Consider the following 17,029-nt stretch of genomic DNA (forward strand, 5'->3'; position numbering starts at 1 on the left):
CTTTTTTGAAATGTTGTTTGGATACTAAGGCACCGATATTGGTTGATGCTTCTGATGGATGTCCAACTTTAAGCGCTTTGACTTTGGCGACAAAATCTGTTTTGAATTTGTCGTAGATGGAAGCTTCTACAAAAATACGGCTGCCGCATAAACAAATCTGACCTTGATTGGAAAACGAGGAACGTACTGTCGTAGTCAACATGTCGTCATAATCACAATCAGCAAAAATGATGTTTGGATTTTTTCCGCCCAATTCCAAAGACAATTTTTTAAATAGTGGTGCGGCAACTTTGGCAATTTGAGCGCCTGTTGCTGTACCGCCAGTAAAGGAAATAGCCTTAATCCCTGGGTGTTCTATGATGGCTTGACCTGTAGTTGTTCCTAATCCATGAACAATGTTTAGCACACCTTTTGGCAAACCTGCTGCTGTGCAAATTTCGCCAAGTAAATAAGCGGTCATCGGTGTAACTTCACTTGGTTTGGCAACCACACAGTTTCCTGCCGCAATGGCCGGGGCGATTTTCCAAGTAAAGAGATAGAGTGGAAGGTTCCAAGGTGAAATACAACCCACCACACCAATAGGTTGGCGCAAGGTAAAGTTGATGGCATCCTGACCGACGCTTTCGTGACTTTCACTGGCAAATTGTGTAATGGCATTCCCGAAAAATCGAAAATTACTCGCCGCTCTTGGAATGTCAACTTCCTTTGCTAGCGATACCGGTTTTCCATTGTCTTTGCTTTCAGCTTCGGCTAAACGCTGCAAATTATCCTCTAATAATTCTGAAATCTTGATAAGGATTCTACTGCGTTCTTCGAAAGTGGTTTGTGACCAGCTTGGGAATGCGGATTTAGCCGCGAGATGCGCGTTTTCTACATCGGCTTTGGATGAGTTCGGGATTTTTCCGTAGACTTCGCCAGTAGCTGGGCAATAGTTATCCAGCCAATTGTCTTGAATTGGATTGATGTACTGACCGTTGATGTAGTTTCGTATTCCTGTGGAGGCAGGAATCTCATCTTGTTTCTCTCTATTTGCCACCAATTCACGAATTTTATTTTAAGACCTCTCAGGTTTTAAAAACTGAGAGGTCTGTCAAATTATTGTTTTTTATATGCGACCACCTTAATCTCTACCACCAAATCCGGATGTGGCAATTGATGCACCGCCACAGTCGTTCTGGTTGGTCCGGTTTCTTTATCAAAAAATTCAGCGTAGGCTTTATTGTAACCTGCAAAATCATTCATATTAACTAAAAATGACGTGACATCCACCACGTCTTTCAGAGATGCGCCTTCTTTGGCGAGATTCTTTTCAATGTTTCTAATGACCTCGCGAGTCTGGACTTCGGCATTCAAATGTTTGGTGCCTAAGTTGTCAATGATGTCAACACCGGCAATGGTATTGTCTGCACGACGTGAACTGGTTCCAGATACATATATAAAATCGCCAGCACGTTTAGTGGCAGGATAGGCGCCTCTTGGTGTGACACCAGTTCCTGCGCCTGCCTGTTCGTTAGACAGGGCGGTTGGAGCCTCTTTTTTTTCTCTACTCATTTTTTTTAATCTTATAAGTTGTTGTCAAGACCTCACAGGTTTTATAAAAACCCTTCCGTCTTCAATTCCTTTACTGGAATTGAATCCACCTTCCCTTACAAAGGGAAGGAGTTTTTGTTAGGTTAATGCTTAAGATTTTTCGCTACCATATCGTCTTCTAAAATTTCTTCGGTCACAGTTTTTACTTTTTCTAAATTGGTTTTTAAATCGTCGTTGAGGTCAATTATCTTGTCGGCCAACATATTCAAGATGGCTTTGTCTTGTGCACGACCTCTTAACATCGCTTCTCTGTAACCAATATTCTCCTGAAAGGTAACCAATGAATATTTTGAAGAATAGTCGTTTGGGAAATTCTTTTCCAAGGCCATCTCCAAGTTACGCTTTTCTCTGAAAATAGCTTTGTTGACGTGGCCTTTCATTTCATGGAAATTGTCCATTGACAAATCGGCGATGGCATCGGTGTCTTGTTTACGATTCTGTTCATAGACTTTAAAGACGGTTTCCCAGTCGTCATGATCTTCATCCAAAACTTTATCAAATATGGTCACATCTTCAAAAGACGCATTCATCCCTTGTCCATAAAAAGGTACAACGGCGTGTGCGGCATCGCCCATTAAAAGCGTATTACCTTTATAATGCCAAGGCGAACATTTTACGGTCCCTAAGGGCGATGTAGGATTGGTAAAGAAATCATCCACCAGATTAGGCATCAATTCCAAAGCATCCTTAAAGTACTTTTGGAAAAATTCGATCACTTTTTCAGGAGTGGTCAAATTGCCAAAATTGTATTCGCCGTCCTCATAACTTAAAAATAAAGTTACCGTAAAACTGCCGTCCAAATTCGGTAAGGCAATCAACATAAAACTATCACGACCCCAAATATGTAAGGCGTTTTTATAGGTTTTGTAATCGCCGTTTTCAGTTGGATGGAAGCTGAGTTCTTTGTAGCCATGCGATAACCAGTCTTGAGAAAAACTGAATAGGAATTTTTTGCCTAAAAAATAACTTTGTCGCATGACTGAACCTGCACCATCGGTAGCGATGATAATATCAGCATCTTCTACAAATTCATCTTTAGAATTATGATCTTCAAATAAAGCTGTGGTTTTTTCGAAGTCCACAGATTTACATTTTTTATTGAAATGAAATTTGACATTCTCATGTTTTTCGGCTTCGTCCATCAATAGGGCATTCAATAGGCCACGAGAGATAGAGTTGATGTATTCATGATCACGCCCGCTGTAAGGTGCCATGACCATGTTGCCCTCCACATCATGCAACATCCGTCCATTCATTGGGATGCAAAGTTCTCTGACTTTATCTTCAATGCCGACCAGTTTCATCGCTTTAAACCCTCTATCTGAAAGTGCCAAATTGATGGATCGACCAGCGCTGATTTCTACGGTTCGTAAATCTGGACGCATTTCGTAAACATTTACGTTATAACCGCGCTGACCTAAACGTAAAGCGAGTAAGCTGCCGCAAAGTCCTGCGCCGATGATGAGTATGTTTTGTTTGTCTTTCATATATTCATTCCCGCGAAGGCGGGAATCTTCTGTTTTAAATAATTATTTTCAACCCTTCCGTCTTCATTCCCTTCATTTCGACAAGCTCAATGACCAAGCGAAAGAATTTTTGACTCAGGCGCGTTTTGAAATATAGCTACAAATGAAATTTCTCCTGTTTTTAACGTCGTGCTTCATGCCTTGAACTTTCTGCTTTATACAGCCTTCAGGTTATTTTAATATCTCTCTCATCTTCTCCACCAAATAATAAACATCTTGAAACGAATTGTATAAAGGTACAGGCGCACAACGAATCACATCAGGTTCGCGCCAATCACTAATAACACCAGATTCAGTCAACTGCTGATGCAGTCGCTTATCGGCATTTTTTACTTGAATAGATAATTGACATCCGCGCTCATCTGGATTTGACGGCGTGATGATTTTGATATCCTCATGGTTGAGTTCGTGGATTAAAAACTCAAAATACCCTGTGAGGTGTTTGGATTTTTGGGTTAGTTTTTCCATGCCGACTTCGGCAAAAATATCCAATGATGCTCTTATGGCTGCCATCGATAAAATTGGCGGATTACTCAATTGCCAACCTTCAGCACCTGGGAGTTGGTCGAATTCGTCGCGCATTTTAAAACGTGTTTCCTTATTATGGCTCCACCAACCCGCAAAACGGTTCAGATCTTTATTATAGGCATGTCGTTCATTTACAAAACAGCCGCCCAAACTTCCTGGGCCAGAATTGAGATATTTATAAGTACACCAAACCGCAAAATCAGCACCTGAATCGTGTAAGTTCAGTTCTACATTTCCAGCGCCATGCGCACAGTCAAATCCAACCATGCAACCGTGCTTATGGCCAAGTTGCGTAATACGTTTCAAATCAAAAAACTGCCCGGTGTAATAATTAACGCCACCAATCATGATCAATGCTATATCATCGCCATGTTCGTTCAGAATAGCTTCTAAATCGTTATAATCAGCTAATTCTTCGCCTTTTCTGGCTTTCCAAAGAATCAATCCATCTTTGGCATCAAAACCATGATGACGCAATTGGGATTCAACGGCATATTTATCTGACGGAAAAGCGTCCGCTTCAATCAAAATTTTATAGCGTTTTGGAGTCGGTTGGTAAAAAGACACCATCATCAAATGAAGATTGGCGGTCAAGGTATTCATGACAACGACTTCAATAGGTTTCGCACCCACAACTTTAGCCATGCTTTCGGTTAGGAATTCGTGGTAACGTAGCCAAGGATGTTTCGCTTCCATATGCCCTTCAACACCGAGGTTTGCCCAATCTTCCAATTCCTGATTAATATAATCTTTGGTTGATTTGGGTTGAAGACCGAGTGAATTACCAGTCATATAGATCACATCTTTCCCATGCTTGTCTTTTGGAATGTGGAAACGATTTCTGTAAGGTGCCAAAGGATCATTTTGGTCTTGTTGTTTAGCGTATTCTAAACCTAATTTGTAGTTTGACAAGGTATGTGATTTACGGTTCTACACAAAAATAGGAATTATAAGTTTAGAAATGTGGTCAGAAAAATGGAGAATTTAAAAGATGAAAAGATTATTTGCGTTTGATGTTATGTTGAAAGTCAGGCATCATTTTATCTTGAAAGTTAGGTGCGCGACATGGTTTTTCTAAGCTTTATTTGACAAAAAAAGAGCTTCAACTTGGTTAGTGGAAGCTCTTTCAATATCTGGGGACGCATCTGCAAAATATTCTATGAATATACCTTATAGGTCCTATACTCATAGTTTGGATGTTTTCATTGATTTAAAAAAAACAATTAGTCCATGACTTTAATGTTGGTAAAAGAAAGTTTCCAGTTAATATCTGATCTTTTATGGAGTTTTGATATTTTAATGCCTTTGAAATCTTCATAATCTTCCCAAGTTGTGGTCATGGTGGGTTCTTTCGAGTTTCCTTTTCTATAATTCCATTCTTTTAAAAGATAATCATCACCAAAAAATAAATCGTAGGCATCGCCAGGCGTATAACCACCTGTATTTGGGTAAGTGATGGTAATTTTGTTCAGTTGGGTTTTGCTGATAGGTGCTTCGACTATTGAGGTTTCAGAAATGGTGATTGTCTTATCCCAAACCAAATGAAAGGGTGCCAACAACCAATATTTGTCATTTATAAAAGCTTTATCGGCATTCATAGAGCTGCTATCCACTGATTTCTGATTGTAGGTAACGGTATCTTTTCCCGAAATCATGGTGATATCGTCTGTTTTAGGATGCCAAGTCCACGACCGTTCAAAATGCGTAGTGTCCTTATCAACATTAAAGGTAAACTGTAATTCGGTTACGTTTTTCCAGTTCTGAATTCCATTGGCATTGGCGATTTTTTCAGCTGTGGTCCATTCTTTTACAATGGTTTTAGGTTCTTCTTTTTGCTTACAAGAAAAGAATAAAGCAATTAGTACGAGGGAGATTAATGAATTTTTCATATCCTGTTTTTATGTAAAAGATAACGATGAACGATTTATAAGTTTTAATTTTAGTGTTTAAGATACATTAAAAAAACCTGTCAGGTTTGGGAAAATTCTATTTTTTAATTAACTCTGGAAATTTCGCTTTAAAACGTTCATATCTTGGGATGGATACATTTTGGATATAGGAGTTGTCAGGATGTTTTTTTTCATAATCCTGATGGTAATCTTCGGCAACCCAAAATTTTTGAAAAGGATAAACTTCTGCCGCAATGGGTTCATTGAGTTTCTTTGCCAACGCTGCTTTCTTTTCTTCAATGATATTTTTCTGGGCGTCATTCTGATAAAAAATGATGGAACGGTATTGTGAACCTTTGTCGTTGCCTTGACCATTGACTTGGGTTGGGTTTTGAGAACCGAAATAGACATCGACCAAGGTTGCAAAACTCACCACATTGGGATCGTAAATAACTTCAACGGATTCAGCATGTCCAGTTGTACCAGTATTGTTTGATTCGTAGGTTGGATTTTGGGTATGGCCTCCAGCGTAACCACTAATAACTTCGCTAACTCCTTTCACATGCTCATAAATGTTTTCGACACACCAAAAACACCCACTGGCAAAATAGGCTTTTGCTTTTCCGTCCTTCATAGGAACTTCTACGGGTAAGGCAGTTTTCACAGCCTGCTGTTTAGGATTGGTTTGTGCATTGTTCTGGCAACTGAATATAAATATCAGTGATAATGATAAGACAAGTGATTTCATAAGTGTAATTTATTAATTGCTTAACAAGATAAAGGACTAAAGTATATATGAAAGTTACGTCAAAATAAAAAGCCCTTACATATTGTAAAGGCTTTTTAACTATAAATTATATTTTGTTTAGCTTAATTTAGCAAACATTTTTTCCATTTTTTCTTTTTGCTCATCAGCTAATTCGGCATCAACCAATATACGTCCACTGTGCTCATCTGTAATTACCTTTTTACGTGAGGCAATCTCTACTTGCACTTGTGGTGGAATGGTAAAGAAAGATCCGCCAGAAGCACCTCTTTCAATAGCTACAACAGCTAAGCCATTTTTAACATTCTTTCTAATTCTGTGGTAAGCACTTACTAAACGCTCATCAATTGTATTTTGATACTCTTCTGATTTTTTGATCAGTGCAGTTTCTTCTTTTTCAGTTTCAGCTAAAATGGCATTCAATTCGCCTTTTTTGTGCTTCAAATGTGATTGACGGTCTTTCAAACGGTCTTTGGTTTCAGAAATAACTTCTTTTTTCTGATCAATATTGGCTTTAAATTCCTTGATGTGCTTTTCAGCTAACTCAATCTCCAATTCTTGAAATTCGATTTCTTTGGTAATTGAATTGAATTCTCTGTTATTTCTAACGTTTTTTTGCTGCTCGCCGTATTTTTTGATTAAAGCTTTAGCTTCTTCAATAAGATTCTTTTTTGATTTGATATCCTCATCAACGAGTGACAGGCCACCGTTTAATTTTTCAAGTCTAGTATTAAGTCCTTCAACTTCATCTTCTAAATCTCTTACTTCTAAAGGAAGTTCACCTCTAATATTTCTGATTTCGTCAATTCTAGAGTCAATAAGTTGTAGATCATACAACGCTCTTAATCGGTCTTCAACAGAAAGGTCAGCTTTTTTTGCCATAATTATAAATACTTTACAGGATTGGTGTTTATCGTCGATAAAACGATTGCAAAATTAGTAATTTTTTTTGAGAGATACTCGGCTAAAAAGGTTTTTGTGAACTGTTCGCTTTCATAATGCCCAATATCTGCTAAAATCACTTGACCTTCTGCTGAAAAAAAGTCGTGGTATTTTAAGTCAGAAGTAATGAAAACGTCGGCCTGTGCTGACTTTGCCGCTGCAATAGCAAAACTTCCGGAGCCTCCAAGCACTGCAATACGCTTGACTTTATTTTTGGTTAATTTTGAATGTTTTACACAAGAAACCTTCATTTTTTGCTTTACGAAATTTAAAAATGCTTCGGTTTCCATCTCATTTTCAAGCTCGCCAACCATTCCCATGCCAATGTGTTGATTGTAATTATCTAAGGTGGTCACTTCAAATGCGACTTCTTCGTAAGGATGGCTTTGAAAAAGTGCGTTCAAAATGTTGCGTTCCAAATGTTTTTGAAACGTTACTGAAATCTGGGTTTCTTGCTCCTGTCGATATTCCCCGCGTTTGCCAACTTTAGGATTGGACGTTTCGTTGCCTTTAAAAGTGCCAATGCCTTCCGTATTAAAACTACAATCGGCATAATTGCCAATGGTGCCAGCGCCAGATTGAAACAATGCTAGTCGTAAAGCCTCAGCATCCTTTTGTGGAACATAGGTAGTCAGTTTTTTGATAGTGCCTTGTTGCGGAAGTAATATTTTTTTATTTTCGATACCTAAAGTATTGCAAATAATGTCGTTGACGCCTTGTAGACAATTGTCCAATGCCGTATGAATGGCGTAAATAGCAATATCATGTTTAATGGCCTTAAGGACGACGCGCTCTACATAATTGGAGCCGTTCAATTTTTTTAGACCTTTGAAAATGATGGGATGGAAGCTGACAATTAAATTGCAGTCTTTCTCTATGGCTTCATCCACAACACTTTCAAGAGTGTCCAAGGTCACTAAAACGCCCGTAAGTGGATTGTTTTTATTACCCACCAACAAGCCAACGTTATCAAAATCTTCGGCATAAGCTAAAGGTGCCAATTCTTCGAGATAATTGATGACATCTTGAATAATCATATTGTTTTTAGTTTTTAGGTTCCTTACAAAGATAAAATATTATATTTTCGTGGTAAACAAGTCCTTTGATTATTATGAAATACATAATTATCCTCTTTTTCTCAATAAGTTTATTGGCTTGTCAATCGGGGAATAAAAAGCCTTCTGATGTTGAAGGGTCGGATTTGGATCTTCCAAATTCCGATTTGTATGAACCTCTTGACAGTGAGGCGTCTTCTGAAGATGAGAATTATCAGGTGGCACTCGATTTTATCAATTCTTATATTGAAAGTATTAATCACCTTGAAATTCTCGAATTTGCAAGAAAATCTCCTCTTGCCACTGATAAATTAAAAACAGAATTAGAAAACATCGTCATCTTGGCTTGGGAGGCAAATCCAAGAATTGGTTTATTAGCGGATCCTTTGGTTGACGCTCAGGATTATCCTTCTGAAGGTTTTGAATTGGATACATTTGATCCGAAAACAGGATATGTAATGGTTAAGGGAATTGATTGGGAGGATTTTAAAGTAGCTATGAGAGTGGTTAATGAAAATGGACACATCTTAGTTGATGGTTGTGGTGCTGTCAATATGCCTGAGAATAAGCGTGCTGAACGATAAAATGATCAAAAGACGTTTCTTTACAGAAAATACTTAGCTGTATTTTCTCTTAGTTGCAATAACTTTGCCTGCATGATGAAATTAATAAGGTATTTACTTTTCCCTGTTGTTCCAGTTTATTATTTGGTAACCTGGTTGCGAAATAAATTATATGATTGGGGAATTAAAAAATCAACTGCTTATGATTTTCCTGTGATATGTGTTGGGAATTTAAGTGTTGGAGGCACCGGTAAAACGCCCATGATTGAATACTTAATTCGTTTATTAAAATCTGATCATCATATTGCAACGCTTAGCAGAGGTTATAAAAGACAAACCAAGGGTTTTGTTGTGGCTGATAAAAATGCTACGGCATTAACCATCGGAGATGAGCCTTTTCAGTTTCATCAAAAGTTTGAAGATGTTGTTGTGAGTGTTGATGGCGATAGAGTCCATGGGATTTCTCAATTAATGGCATTGCAAAATCCTCCTGAAGTGGTGTTACTCGATGATGCATTTCAGCATCGAAAGGTAAAAGCGGGGTATCACATTTTATTGACTTCCTATGATGATCTTTATACAGACGATATCTTATTGCCGACTGGAAATTTAAGAGAGCCCAGACAAGGTGCCAAACGCGCTGATATTATCGTAGTGACTAAATGTCCCGAAAATATATCTGAAAAAAAGAAAAAGAAAATTAAAGCTAAGATAAATGCTTTAGCGCATCAAGAAGTGTTTTTTGCAAGTATTGCCTATTCTAATTCTATAAGAAATGCTAAAGAACATCTGGATTTAAAGACGCTTAAGAATCGATCTTTTACCCTGGTCACAGGAATTGCCAATCCCAAACCTTTAGTGGAGTATTTGACAGCTTTAGGCTTGCAGTTTGAGCATTTGAAATTCAAGGATCATCACGATTTTGATGAAAGTGATCTGAGTAATTTAAAACAAAAACAACTGATTGTCACGACCGAAAAAGATATGATGCGTTTGCAGCCTCATTTTGGTGACCGTGAAGCCATCTATTATTTGCCAATTGAAATGAAAATTGATAGACAATTACAATTTGATAAATTGGTAGGTAGTTTTGTTAAATAGACGTTGAGGATTTCTTGTTCTTTTTTAGAACATTATACAGTTTCTTTTCAAAATCTTCCTGCTTGAAAGGCTTCGAGATGATGTCATCAAAACCTGCTTCGTCAAATTCATGCATTTTATCTTCAATAGTTACGGCAGTAAGGGCGAAAATAGTCAGTTCCTTATCAAAGGTTCTAATAATTTTTGTGGCTTCAAGTCCGCTGATACCAGGCATGTGGATGTCCATCAGGACGATGTCATATTGTTCTTCTTTGACGCGTTCCACCGCATCTTCGCCATTGTCAACAACATCACAATAAAGGTTCATTTTATTTAAAATCTTTCGGGTTATCATTTGGTTGATTTTGTTGTCTTCAACAACCAAAATTTTGATATTTGTCAAGTCCAAAGCATTGAGTTTGTTAAGGGTTTTAGGTTTTTCGCTAATTACTGGTTCTGTTGCAAAGGTCATAGGGATTTCAAAAAAGAACGAAGATCCTTTCCCAAGTTCGCTCTTTAAGTAAATTTTTCCTTTTAAAATGTCAATAAGTCCTTTTACAATGGAAAGGCCAAGCCCGGTTCCTCCGTATTTTCGGTTGATTTGAATCGAGCCTTGAGAGAAGCTTTCAAACATGTGTTCTTGTTTCTCTCTGGTTATGCCAATGCCGTTATCTTCTATTTCAAAGCGTATCGTATAGTTGTCTTTGGTCTGATTTAGTTTTTTCAATCTCACCCAGATATCGCCATCTTTTGTGAATTTAATCGCGTTTCCAATAAGATTAATCAAAATTTGAGAAATCTTTAATTGGTCGGCCATAAATGTGGTTGGTAGACCATCATCATATTCATAATGAAGTTTTGTGTTATTGTCCGAGGCTGAATTGCTTAAGGCAGAAATCACATTTTCTACCTTTTTCTTCAGATTGAAAACTTCAGGATCCAGTTCAACTTTATTCGCCTCAATTTTATTGATTTGCAGGATATCATTAATAAAGGTCAATAAGTAATCCCCAGAAAATTTTAACGATTTCAGGTGCGGCAACTGGTCAGGTTTTGGTTCTTCATCCAAAAGCATATTGGTTAAACCAGTAACAGCATATAATGGTGTCCTGAGTTCGTGGGTAACGGTCGATAAAAAGTTGGCTTTTGTTTTCGACGCTAGCTCCGCTTTTTCCTTTGCAACAATAAGCTCATCATTTTTTTTATGAAGCATATTATTGGTTTTAAGTCTGATATTGTTGTTTTTGTAAAGCGATAAGGTCAATAAAGATAGAATGGTGATCAACGCGATACTCAAAATGGTTGTAATCCTTGTCAAATTATTCGACGCATCGGCTTCTTCAAGCTTAACTTCCATTTGTTTAAACTCAGAATCTTTATATTCATTTATAAACTGCGATTTTCTTTCTGGCGATAGGTTTTCGCGTTTAATATTTAATAGCGAGTCTGATAAACTGATATGTTTTCTTAAATATTCATTGGCGAGCTTATAGTCTTCATTTTCTTGATAGATATCGCTAAGCGTGAGATAGCTATCAGTGATGTATTCAGGAATATTATTGCGCTCGGCCAATTCCAGTCCCTGCTTGGCCAAAGAAAGAGCCAAGCTTGAATTACCTAATTTTTGTTGAAACTTGCCGCTGTTGATGTAGGCACTGCTTAAAATACCCACTTGATTATATTTTTTGGCTAGAATGATCGTTTTTTCGAGCATGGCCTTAGCTGTCTTATAATCTTTCAATTGAATATAAACTTTGGCTTCGTTTAAACTGACATCTGAAATTAGACGTTCAAGACCTTCTTCTTCAAATCTGGATTTGGCAGAATTAAAATATTCCAAGGCCGTTTGATATTCTTTTTTACTCGTATATAAGATGCCACGAACATTGTAGGTAATGGCCAAATTAGCGTAATCATTGGTTTCTCGCTGCAATTCTGATGCTTTTGTTAAAGAAACTAAGGCGTTTTCGGGCTCTTCAACTATAAACTGAACTTTCGCGATTTTGGTGTAGATGCTGCCTTGCCTTTTTTTGTCGTTAATTTGTTTGGCAAGCGTTAATGCCTTTTCGAGATTTTCTTTGGCATTATAATAGTCACCACGCTCAGTTTCAAAACCAGATTGAGTAATGTAGTTTTGAATGCGCATTTTTATAATGTCAACATCTTGGTTAACACTATTTTGAGAGAATAGTATAGAAGATGTTAGAACAAAAAAAGCAACGATATAAAATTTGTATTGGGACATTTCTGGTCACTTTATGAGAAACAAATATAATTATTTATTCGACTAAAGCGCTTATTTCTTCGACAAATTGCTTATTAAATCAATAATTCTACTTGAATACCCAGTTTCATTATCATACCATCCTATAATTTTGATCATATTGCCAATAACGGAGGTCATTTGTGCGTCAAAGATGCAAGAATGTGGATTTCCAACAATATCAATCGATACGATAGGATCTTCAGTGTATTCTAAAATACCTTTAAAGTTTGTATCGGAAGCCTTTTTAAATGCTAGGTTGATCTCTTCAATTGATACGGTCCGCTCAACGTTTAAAGTGATATCGGTTAAAGAACCGTTGGGAACAGGAACTCTAATACCGCATCCTCCAATAACATTGTTTAGTTTAGGAAATATCTTGGTCAGCGCCTTTGCGGCTCCAGTTGTAGTGGGCACGATGGATTGGCCAGCGGCTCTGGCACGTCTTAAATCTTTATGGGGTTGATCATGTAAACTTTGATCGGTGGTATAAGAGTGTACTGTTGTAATATAAGCTTGTTTAATACCGCAAAGATCATCGATGACCGCAATCATTGGTGCGGCATTATTTGTTGTACAAGAGGCATTTGAGATGATGGTTTCATCGCCAGTTAAGATGTTGTCGTTAACGCCTATGACGATGGTTTTAATGGAATCATCTAAAGGAGGAACAGATAAAATAACTTTTTTGGCACCATTTGTAATATGTTTCTCTAATTCTGTAGTCGTTTTAAATTTTCCTGTAGATTCAATGACAAAATCGACCTGGTAAGGTGTCCAATTAATATCGTCAATCTGTTTATGATTAAGTAAAGAAACCTTTTGTTGGTCTATAATGATGTGATTATCATCGAAAGAAATGGTGCTCTTTGAAACGCCATGAATACTGTCGTATTTTAACAAGTGACTTAAGGTTCGGGCATCTGCCAAATCATTGATGGCCACCACCTGCATATCATCACGTTCTTGAATAAGACGAAATACTCGTCTGCCAATGCGACCAAACCCGTTTATAGCAACGTTAATCATTAGTGGATGTGTTTTTGAGCTTTGTAAGATGATCTTACCAAGGCGCTACTTTCAACATGTCTAAAGCCAAGCTCTAATCCGATCGTTTCGTATTCTTTAAATTGATCTGGAAGTATAAACTGTTGTACAGGCAAGTGCTTTTTACTTGGTTGTAAGTATTGACCAATGGTGACGATATCAACATCATTGGCTCTTAAATCATGAAGGGTTTCAATGACTTCTTCGCGAGTTTCTCCAAGACCAAGCATGATGCCAGATTTTGTACGGCGTTGTCCCTGAGATTTCAGATATTTTAGAACGCCTAAACTGCGATCATATTTAGCTTGAATTCTCACTTCTCGCGTTAGTCTCCTAACTGTTTCAATATTATGTGAAACCACTTCTGGAGCAACATCTATTATGCGATCAATATGTTGTTCTATGCCTTGAAAGTCGGGGATAAGCGTTTCCAAGGTAATTTCAGGATTCATGCGACGTACGGCTTTTACCGTTTCTGACCACATGATACTTCCCATGTCTTTGATATCATCTCTATCAACACTGGTTAAAACCGCGTGCTTGATATTCATGAGTTTGATGGAACGTGCCACTTTTTCTGGTTCATCCCAATCTAAGGTTTCAGGACGTCCTGTTTTTACGCCGCAAAATCCACAAGAACGTGTGCAAACATTTCCTAAAATCATGAAGGTTGCTGTTCCTTCTCCCCAACATTCTCCCATGTTTGGACAGCTTCCAGACGTACAGATGGTGTTCAAACTATATTTGTCCACCAAGCTTCTAAGCTCTGTATATTTTTTACCTGTTGGTAGTTTTACCCTTAACCATTTTGGTTTTGGCTGACGTTCAGGAATCACTTTTGTTATCGTTTCTGTGCTCATTCAATCGCAGATTTTGAGTCACAAAGATACAAAGTAAAATTGTAAATAGTTATTATAGTGTGGTGAGATACCAAATGCTAAAACCTATTAAGAATAGAATTCCTAACCAGCTTAGGATGTGCATTTTCATTGATGGACGCCATCGGGCAGGCGTATGTATACTGCTGATGAGCCTGTAATTAATGATGGCATAAAACGGTGCCGTCAAAAATGAAATGATGGTGGCGATCTGTATGAGAAGACCCATTTCAGAGCCAAAAAAGAAGAAGATTGAAACCGTTCCTGCAATCAAAATAATAATCCACAACAAATAATTGTGTTTGGAAAAGTTTCCAAAAAGCAATTCAGAAGTTCTCGCCATAGTTCTTGGCGAGGCATCCAATGTGGTTAGTGTTGTACTGAACATCGTTGTAAAGGCGGCGATACCAATTATGAGATACGACCAGTTTCCTAAACTTTTGGTGTACATGGAAATGAGTTGGTTTGAGAATTCATCAGCTTTAGCGCTGAAGGTATCTCCACTTTGAAACATGACCAGAGCGCCTAAGGCAATAAAACCAAGTCCGATAACTATGGTTGCAATATAGCCGATGTTAAAATCAAATAACGATGATTTTACCCCGTAGTCTTTAGTGACTTTTTGCTTTTCGAGAGCCCAAAGGGATTGCCATACTGAAACATCCAAAGGCGCCGGCATCCAACCCATAAAAGCAATTAAAAACCCAATTTCAATAGCGTTTTTTGGCAGTATTTGGGCAAATGAAGGTGACTGACCGCCAGTTTTGAACACAAGAATCACAGCGACCACTGTACTTATAGTAAGGGTTATGACGATGATTTTCATTAATTGATCAAGAAATTTATATTTTCCTTTAATCAGAATGAGGGAACAAATGAAGAGAATGATGATGGTCCATAATTCTGTGGAAATGAAATTGCCAAAAAGAGAGGAGGCAATTCCGGCCGTTACAATAGTTACCGCCGTTTGAATGGTAAACATGGTCGTAAATGTGATGATGAAATAAAGGATTAAAACGCCTTTTCCTAATCGTTTATAACCGTCCAATAAACTTTCGCCCGTGGCCAAAGCGTATCGCGGGCCAAATTGGAAGAAGGGATATTTAAAGATGTGAACAAGGATTAAGGCCCAAATAAGGCCATAACCAAAATCAGCGCCAGCTCTTGTAGATTGTACCAAATGCGAAACGCCAATAGCTGCACCGGCAAACAATAAACCGGGACCTATTTTTTTTAAGCTGATGCGCATTACTATTTAGTAATTATTTCTGCCAGTAATTTTTTTGCCCTCAAAAGTTTAACCTTAACATTGTTGATAGGTTCGTTAAGCTCTTCAGAAATTTCCTTGTAAGTTAGCTCTTGAAAATATCTCAAATTGATAACTTCCTGATAATGTGGCTTTAGCTTCTTGATGTCTCGAAGTAATTTGGCCAAGTTTTGCTCAGTAATGAGTTTGTCTTCAGGAGAAGGAGATTCATCTATTATATTGTGAAAATCTTCGTTGTCATTGTGACGTGACTTTTGAATGGAGGATTTTCTCTTTCTTATTAAATCAATATGAATGTTTTTAGAAATTGTAATCAACCATGTTTTAAATTCATACTCATCGTTATAAGTATCAATTTTGTCAAAGGCCTTTGAGAAGGTTTGAATAGCAATATCCTCAGCGTCATTTTCATTTTCTGTACGCTTCAATTGAAAACCATAAACATCATTCCAAAAAAAATCCAACAGCATATTAAATGCAGACTGGTCATTTTTTTTTGCGTTGTTTATTATGTCCTTTATTTCCAATGCGTTGGTTTTGAAATGAGATTTTTTATAAAGATAACGAATTGCACTATAATTAAAAATATTTCAAGAAACGGAAAAAATGGAATCAGATCTTTTTCTTCTAATTTTTTTGCAGCTAGTGTCATAGAAATAAACAGTGCTATATATCTAAGACCGATTAATCCAAGCACGATTTCCCAATAAAACAGCGTGCTAAGCAGTGCAATACTTAAAAAGAGGAACAAGAATTGCGAAACATAAAATAAGGACAACATCGCCCTGTGTTTTTGTTTGTAATGTTTTGCTGTAGAAATATGTCGGCGCTTTTGAATCATCCAATCACTAAATGAATTTTTTGGAAGCGACTCCGTAAAACTGTTTTTGGACAAACAAATGGTTGTGTTTTGAGCAGAGGCAATTTGATTGACAAAAAGATCGTCGTCGCCAGACTTAATGTTCATATGATCCATGAATCCGCGAGCTTCAAAAAATAAATCTTTGGTATAAGCTAAATTTCTTCCAACACCCATGTAAGGTTGTCCTAATTTGCTATAAGAAAAGTATTGAATGGCAGTCATCAAAGTTTCAAAACGGATCAGTTTGTTTAGGAACGATTTTTTGACCTTGACATAAGCACCATAGCCCAAAACAAGCTGATGATCTTTTGAAAAATTACTGACCATCTCACTGATCCATTGGTTGGAAGCCGGTTTGCAATCGGCATCGGTAAACAGGAGGTGGTTATGGGTGGCGGCTTTAATGCCTAAAGTAAGGGCGTATTTTTTATTTCCCCAGAAGGTTTCAATGCTTTTGACATTAACGATTTTAATATTGCTATGATTGGCCTTAAAACGCTCCATGACCTGTAAAGTGTTGTCCGTAGAGCTGTCGTTGATCAATACCAATTCAAAGTTTGGATAGTCTTGTTCTAGAATATAAGGCAAAAATGTCTTTAAATTTTCAGCTTCATTCTTGGCACAAACAACTACGGAAATCGTAGGTTTATTGGAGTTAACAGCGTCGTCTTTTTTTTGTTTTACTTTCGAAAAAACATAAGCATAAAAAAAAAGTTGAACAGAAATAACTACAACAAAAATGTAGAAAAGCACATGTAATATAATCATTAACC

16 protein-coding genes are annotated in these 17,029 nt (G+C 37.4%); 2 read left to right on the forward strand and 14 right to left on the reverse strand.

What is annotated here, in order from left to right; genetic code table 11:
- The 8 genes from ABIQ28_RS10425 to ABIQ28_RS10460 form a co-directional block, all read right to left on the reverse strand.
- The coding region (locus ABIQ28_RS10425) for an aldehyde dehydrogenase family protein (protein WP_348036996.1) at positions 1 to 1,036 on the reverse strand (1,036 nt) is incomplete at its 3' end.
- A gap of 59 nt (positions 1,037 to 1,095) precedes the next feature.
- On the reverse strand, positions 1,096 to 1,551 hold the full coding sequence (locus ABIQ28_RS10430; protein WP_348036998.1) for a RidA family protein: 456 nt from the start codon (positions 1,549 to 1,551) through the stop codon (positions 1,096 to 1,098).
- A 122-nt stretch (positions 1,552 to 1,673) separates the two neighbouring features.
- On the reverse strand, positions 1,674 to 3,077 hold the full coding sequence (locus ABIQ28_RS10435) for an NAD(P)/FAD-dependent oxidoreductase (protein WP_348037000.1): 1,404 nt from the start codon (positions 3,075 to 3,077) through the stop codon (positions 1,674 to 1,676).
- A gap of 210 nt (positions 3,078 to 3,287) precedes the next feature.
- On the reverse strand, positions 3,288 to 4,556 hold the full coding sequence (gene kynU, locus ABIQ28_RS10440; protein WP_348037002.1) for a kynureninase: 1,269 nt from the start codon (positions 4,554 to 4,556) through the stop codon (positions 3,288 to 3,290).
- Positions 4,557 to 4,867: 311 nt separating this feature from the next.
- Positions 4,868 to 5,533: a hypothetical protein gene (locus ABIQ28_RS10445; protein WP_348037004.1), complete on the reverse strand. Its 666-nt coding sequence runs from the start codon at positions 5,531 to 5,533 to the stop codon at positions 4,868 to 4,870.
- A gap of 97 nt (positions 5,534 to 5,630) precedes the next feature.
- On the reverse strand, positions 5,631 to 6,281 hold the full coding sequence (gene msrA, locus ABIQ28_RS10450; protein WP_348037006.1) for a peptide-methionine (S)-S-oxide reductase MsrA: 651 nt from the start codon (positions 6,279 to 6,281) through the stop codon (positions 5,631 to 5,633).
- Between the two features lie 117 nt (positions 6,282 to 6,398).
- Positions 6,399 to 7,181: a C4-type zinc ribbon domain-containing protein gene (locus ABIQ28_RS10455; RefSeq protein WP_348037008.1), complete on the reverse strand. Its 783-nt coding sequence runs from the start codon at positions 7,179 to 7,181 to the stop codon at positions 6,399 to 6,401.
- A 2-nt stretch (positions 7,182 to 7,183) separates the two neighbouring features.
- On the reverse strand, positions 7,184 to 8,278 hold the full coding sequence (locus tag ABIQ28_RS10460; protein WP_348037010.1) for a Nif3-like dinuclear metal center hexameric protein: 1,095 nt from the start codon (positions 8,276 to 8,278) through the stop codon (positions 7,184 to 7,186).
- A 74-nt stretch (positions 8,279 to 8,352) separates the two neighbouring features.
- On the opposite strand from ABIQ28_RS10460, the gene ABIQ28_RS10465 reads away from it, so the two are divergent.
- Together ABIQ28_RS10465 and lpxK are read left to right on the forward strand one after the other, a co-directional pair.
- A complete protein-coding gene (locus ABIQ28_RS10465; protein ID WP_348037012.1) occupies positions 8,353 to 8,880 on the forward strand; it encodes a hypothetical protein in 528 nt (175 codons plus the stop codon).
- A 72-nt stretch (positions 8,881 to 8,952) separates the two neighbouring features.
- Positions 8,953 to 9,960: a tetraacyldisaccharide 4'-kinase gene (gene lpxK / locus ABIQ28_RS10470; RefSeq protein ID WP_348037014.1), complete on the forward strand. Its 1,008-nt coding sequence runs from the start codon at positions 8,953 to 8,955 to the stop codon at positions 9,958 to 9,960.
- Here the strand turns inward: lpxK and ABIQ28_RS10475 are convergent.
- Genes ABIQ28_RS10475 through ABIQ28_RS10500 form a run of 6 tightly spaced genes read right to left on the reverse strand, consistent with a single transcriptional unit; the run spans position 9,953 to position 17,024 of the window.
- Positions 9,953 to 12,184, reverse strand: a complete 2,232-nt coding sequence (locus ABIQ28_RS10475) for an ATP-binding protein (RefSeq protein ID WP_348037016.1) — start codon at positions 12,182 to 12,184, stop codon at positions 9,953 to 9,955. The two genes, lpxK and ABIQ28_RS10475, sit on opposite strands and share 8 nt — an antisense overlap.
- Before the next feature lie 51 nt (positions 12,185 to 12,235).
- Positions 12,236 to 13,231 (reverse strand): type I glyceraldehyde-3-phosphate dehydrogenase, encoded by a 996-nt coding sequence (gene gap, locus ABIQ28_RS10480; protein ID WP_348037018.1) that lies wholly within the window; start codon positions 13,229 to 13,231, stop codon positions 12,236 to 12,238.
- Positions 13,231 to 14,109 (reverse strand): lipoyl synthase, encoded by an 879-nt coding sequence (gene lipA / locus ABIQ28_RS10485; protein ID WP_348037020.1) that lies wholly within the window; start codon positions 14,107 to 14,109, stop codon positions 13,231 to 13,233. The genes gap and lipA overlap by 1 nt, the downstream gene beginning before the upstream one ends.
- Positions 14,110 to 14,161: 52 nt before the next feature.
- Positions 14,162 to 15,376: an Nramp family divalent metal transporter gene (locus ABIQ28_RS10490; RefSeq protein WP_348037022.1), complete on the reverse strand. Its 1,215-nt coding sequence runs from the start codon at positions 15,374 to 15,376 to the stop codon at positions 14,162 to 14,164.
- A 2-nt stretch (positions 15,377 to 15,378) separates the two neighbouring features.
- A complete protein-coding gene (locus ABIQ28_RS10495; RefSeq protein ID WP_348037024.1) occupies positions 15,379 to 15,921 on the reverse strand; it encodes a sigma-70 family RNA polymerase sigma factor in 543 nt (180 codons plus the stop codon).
- A complete protein-coding gene (locus tag ABIQ28_RS10500) occupies positions 15,912 to 17,024 on the reverse strand; it encodes a glycosyltransferase (protein WP_348037026.1) in 1,113 nt (370 codons plus the stop codon). The genes ABIQ28_RS10495 and ABIQ28_RS10500 overlap by 10 nt, the downstream gene beginning before the upstream one ends.
- Positions 17,025 to 17,029: the final 5 nt, after the last annotated feature.

The organism is Gelidibacter sp., from assembly GCF_039916245.1.
Lineage (GTDB): Bacteria > Bacteroidota > Bacteroidia > Flavobacteriales > Flavobacteriaceae > Gelidibacter.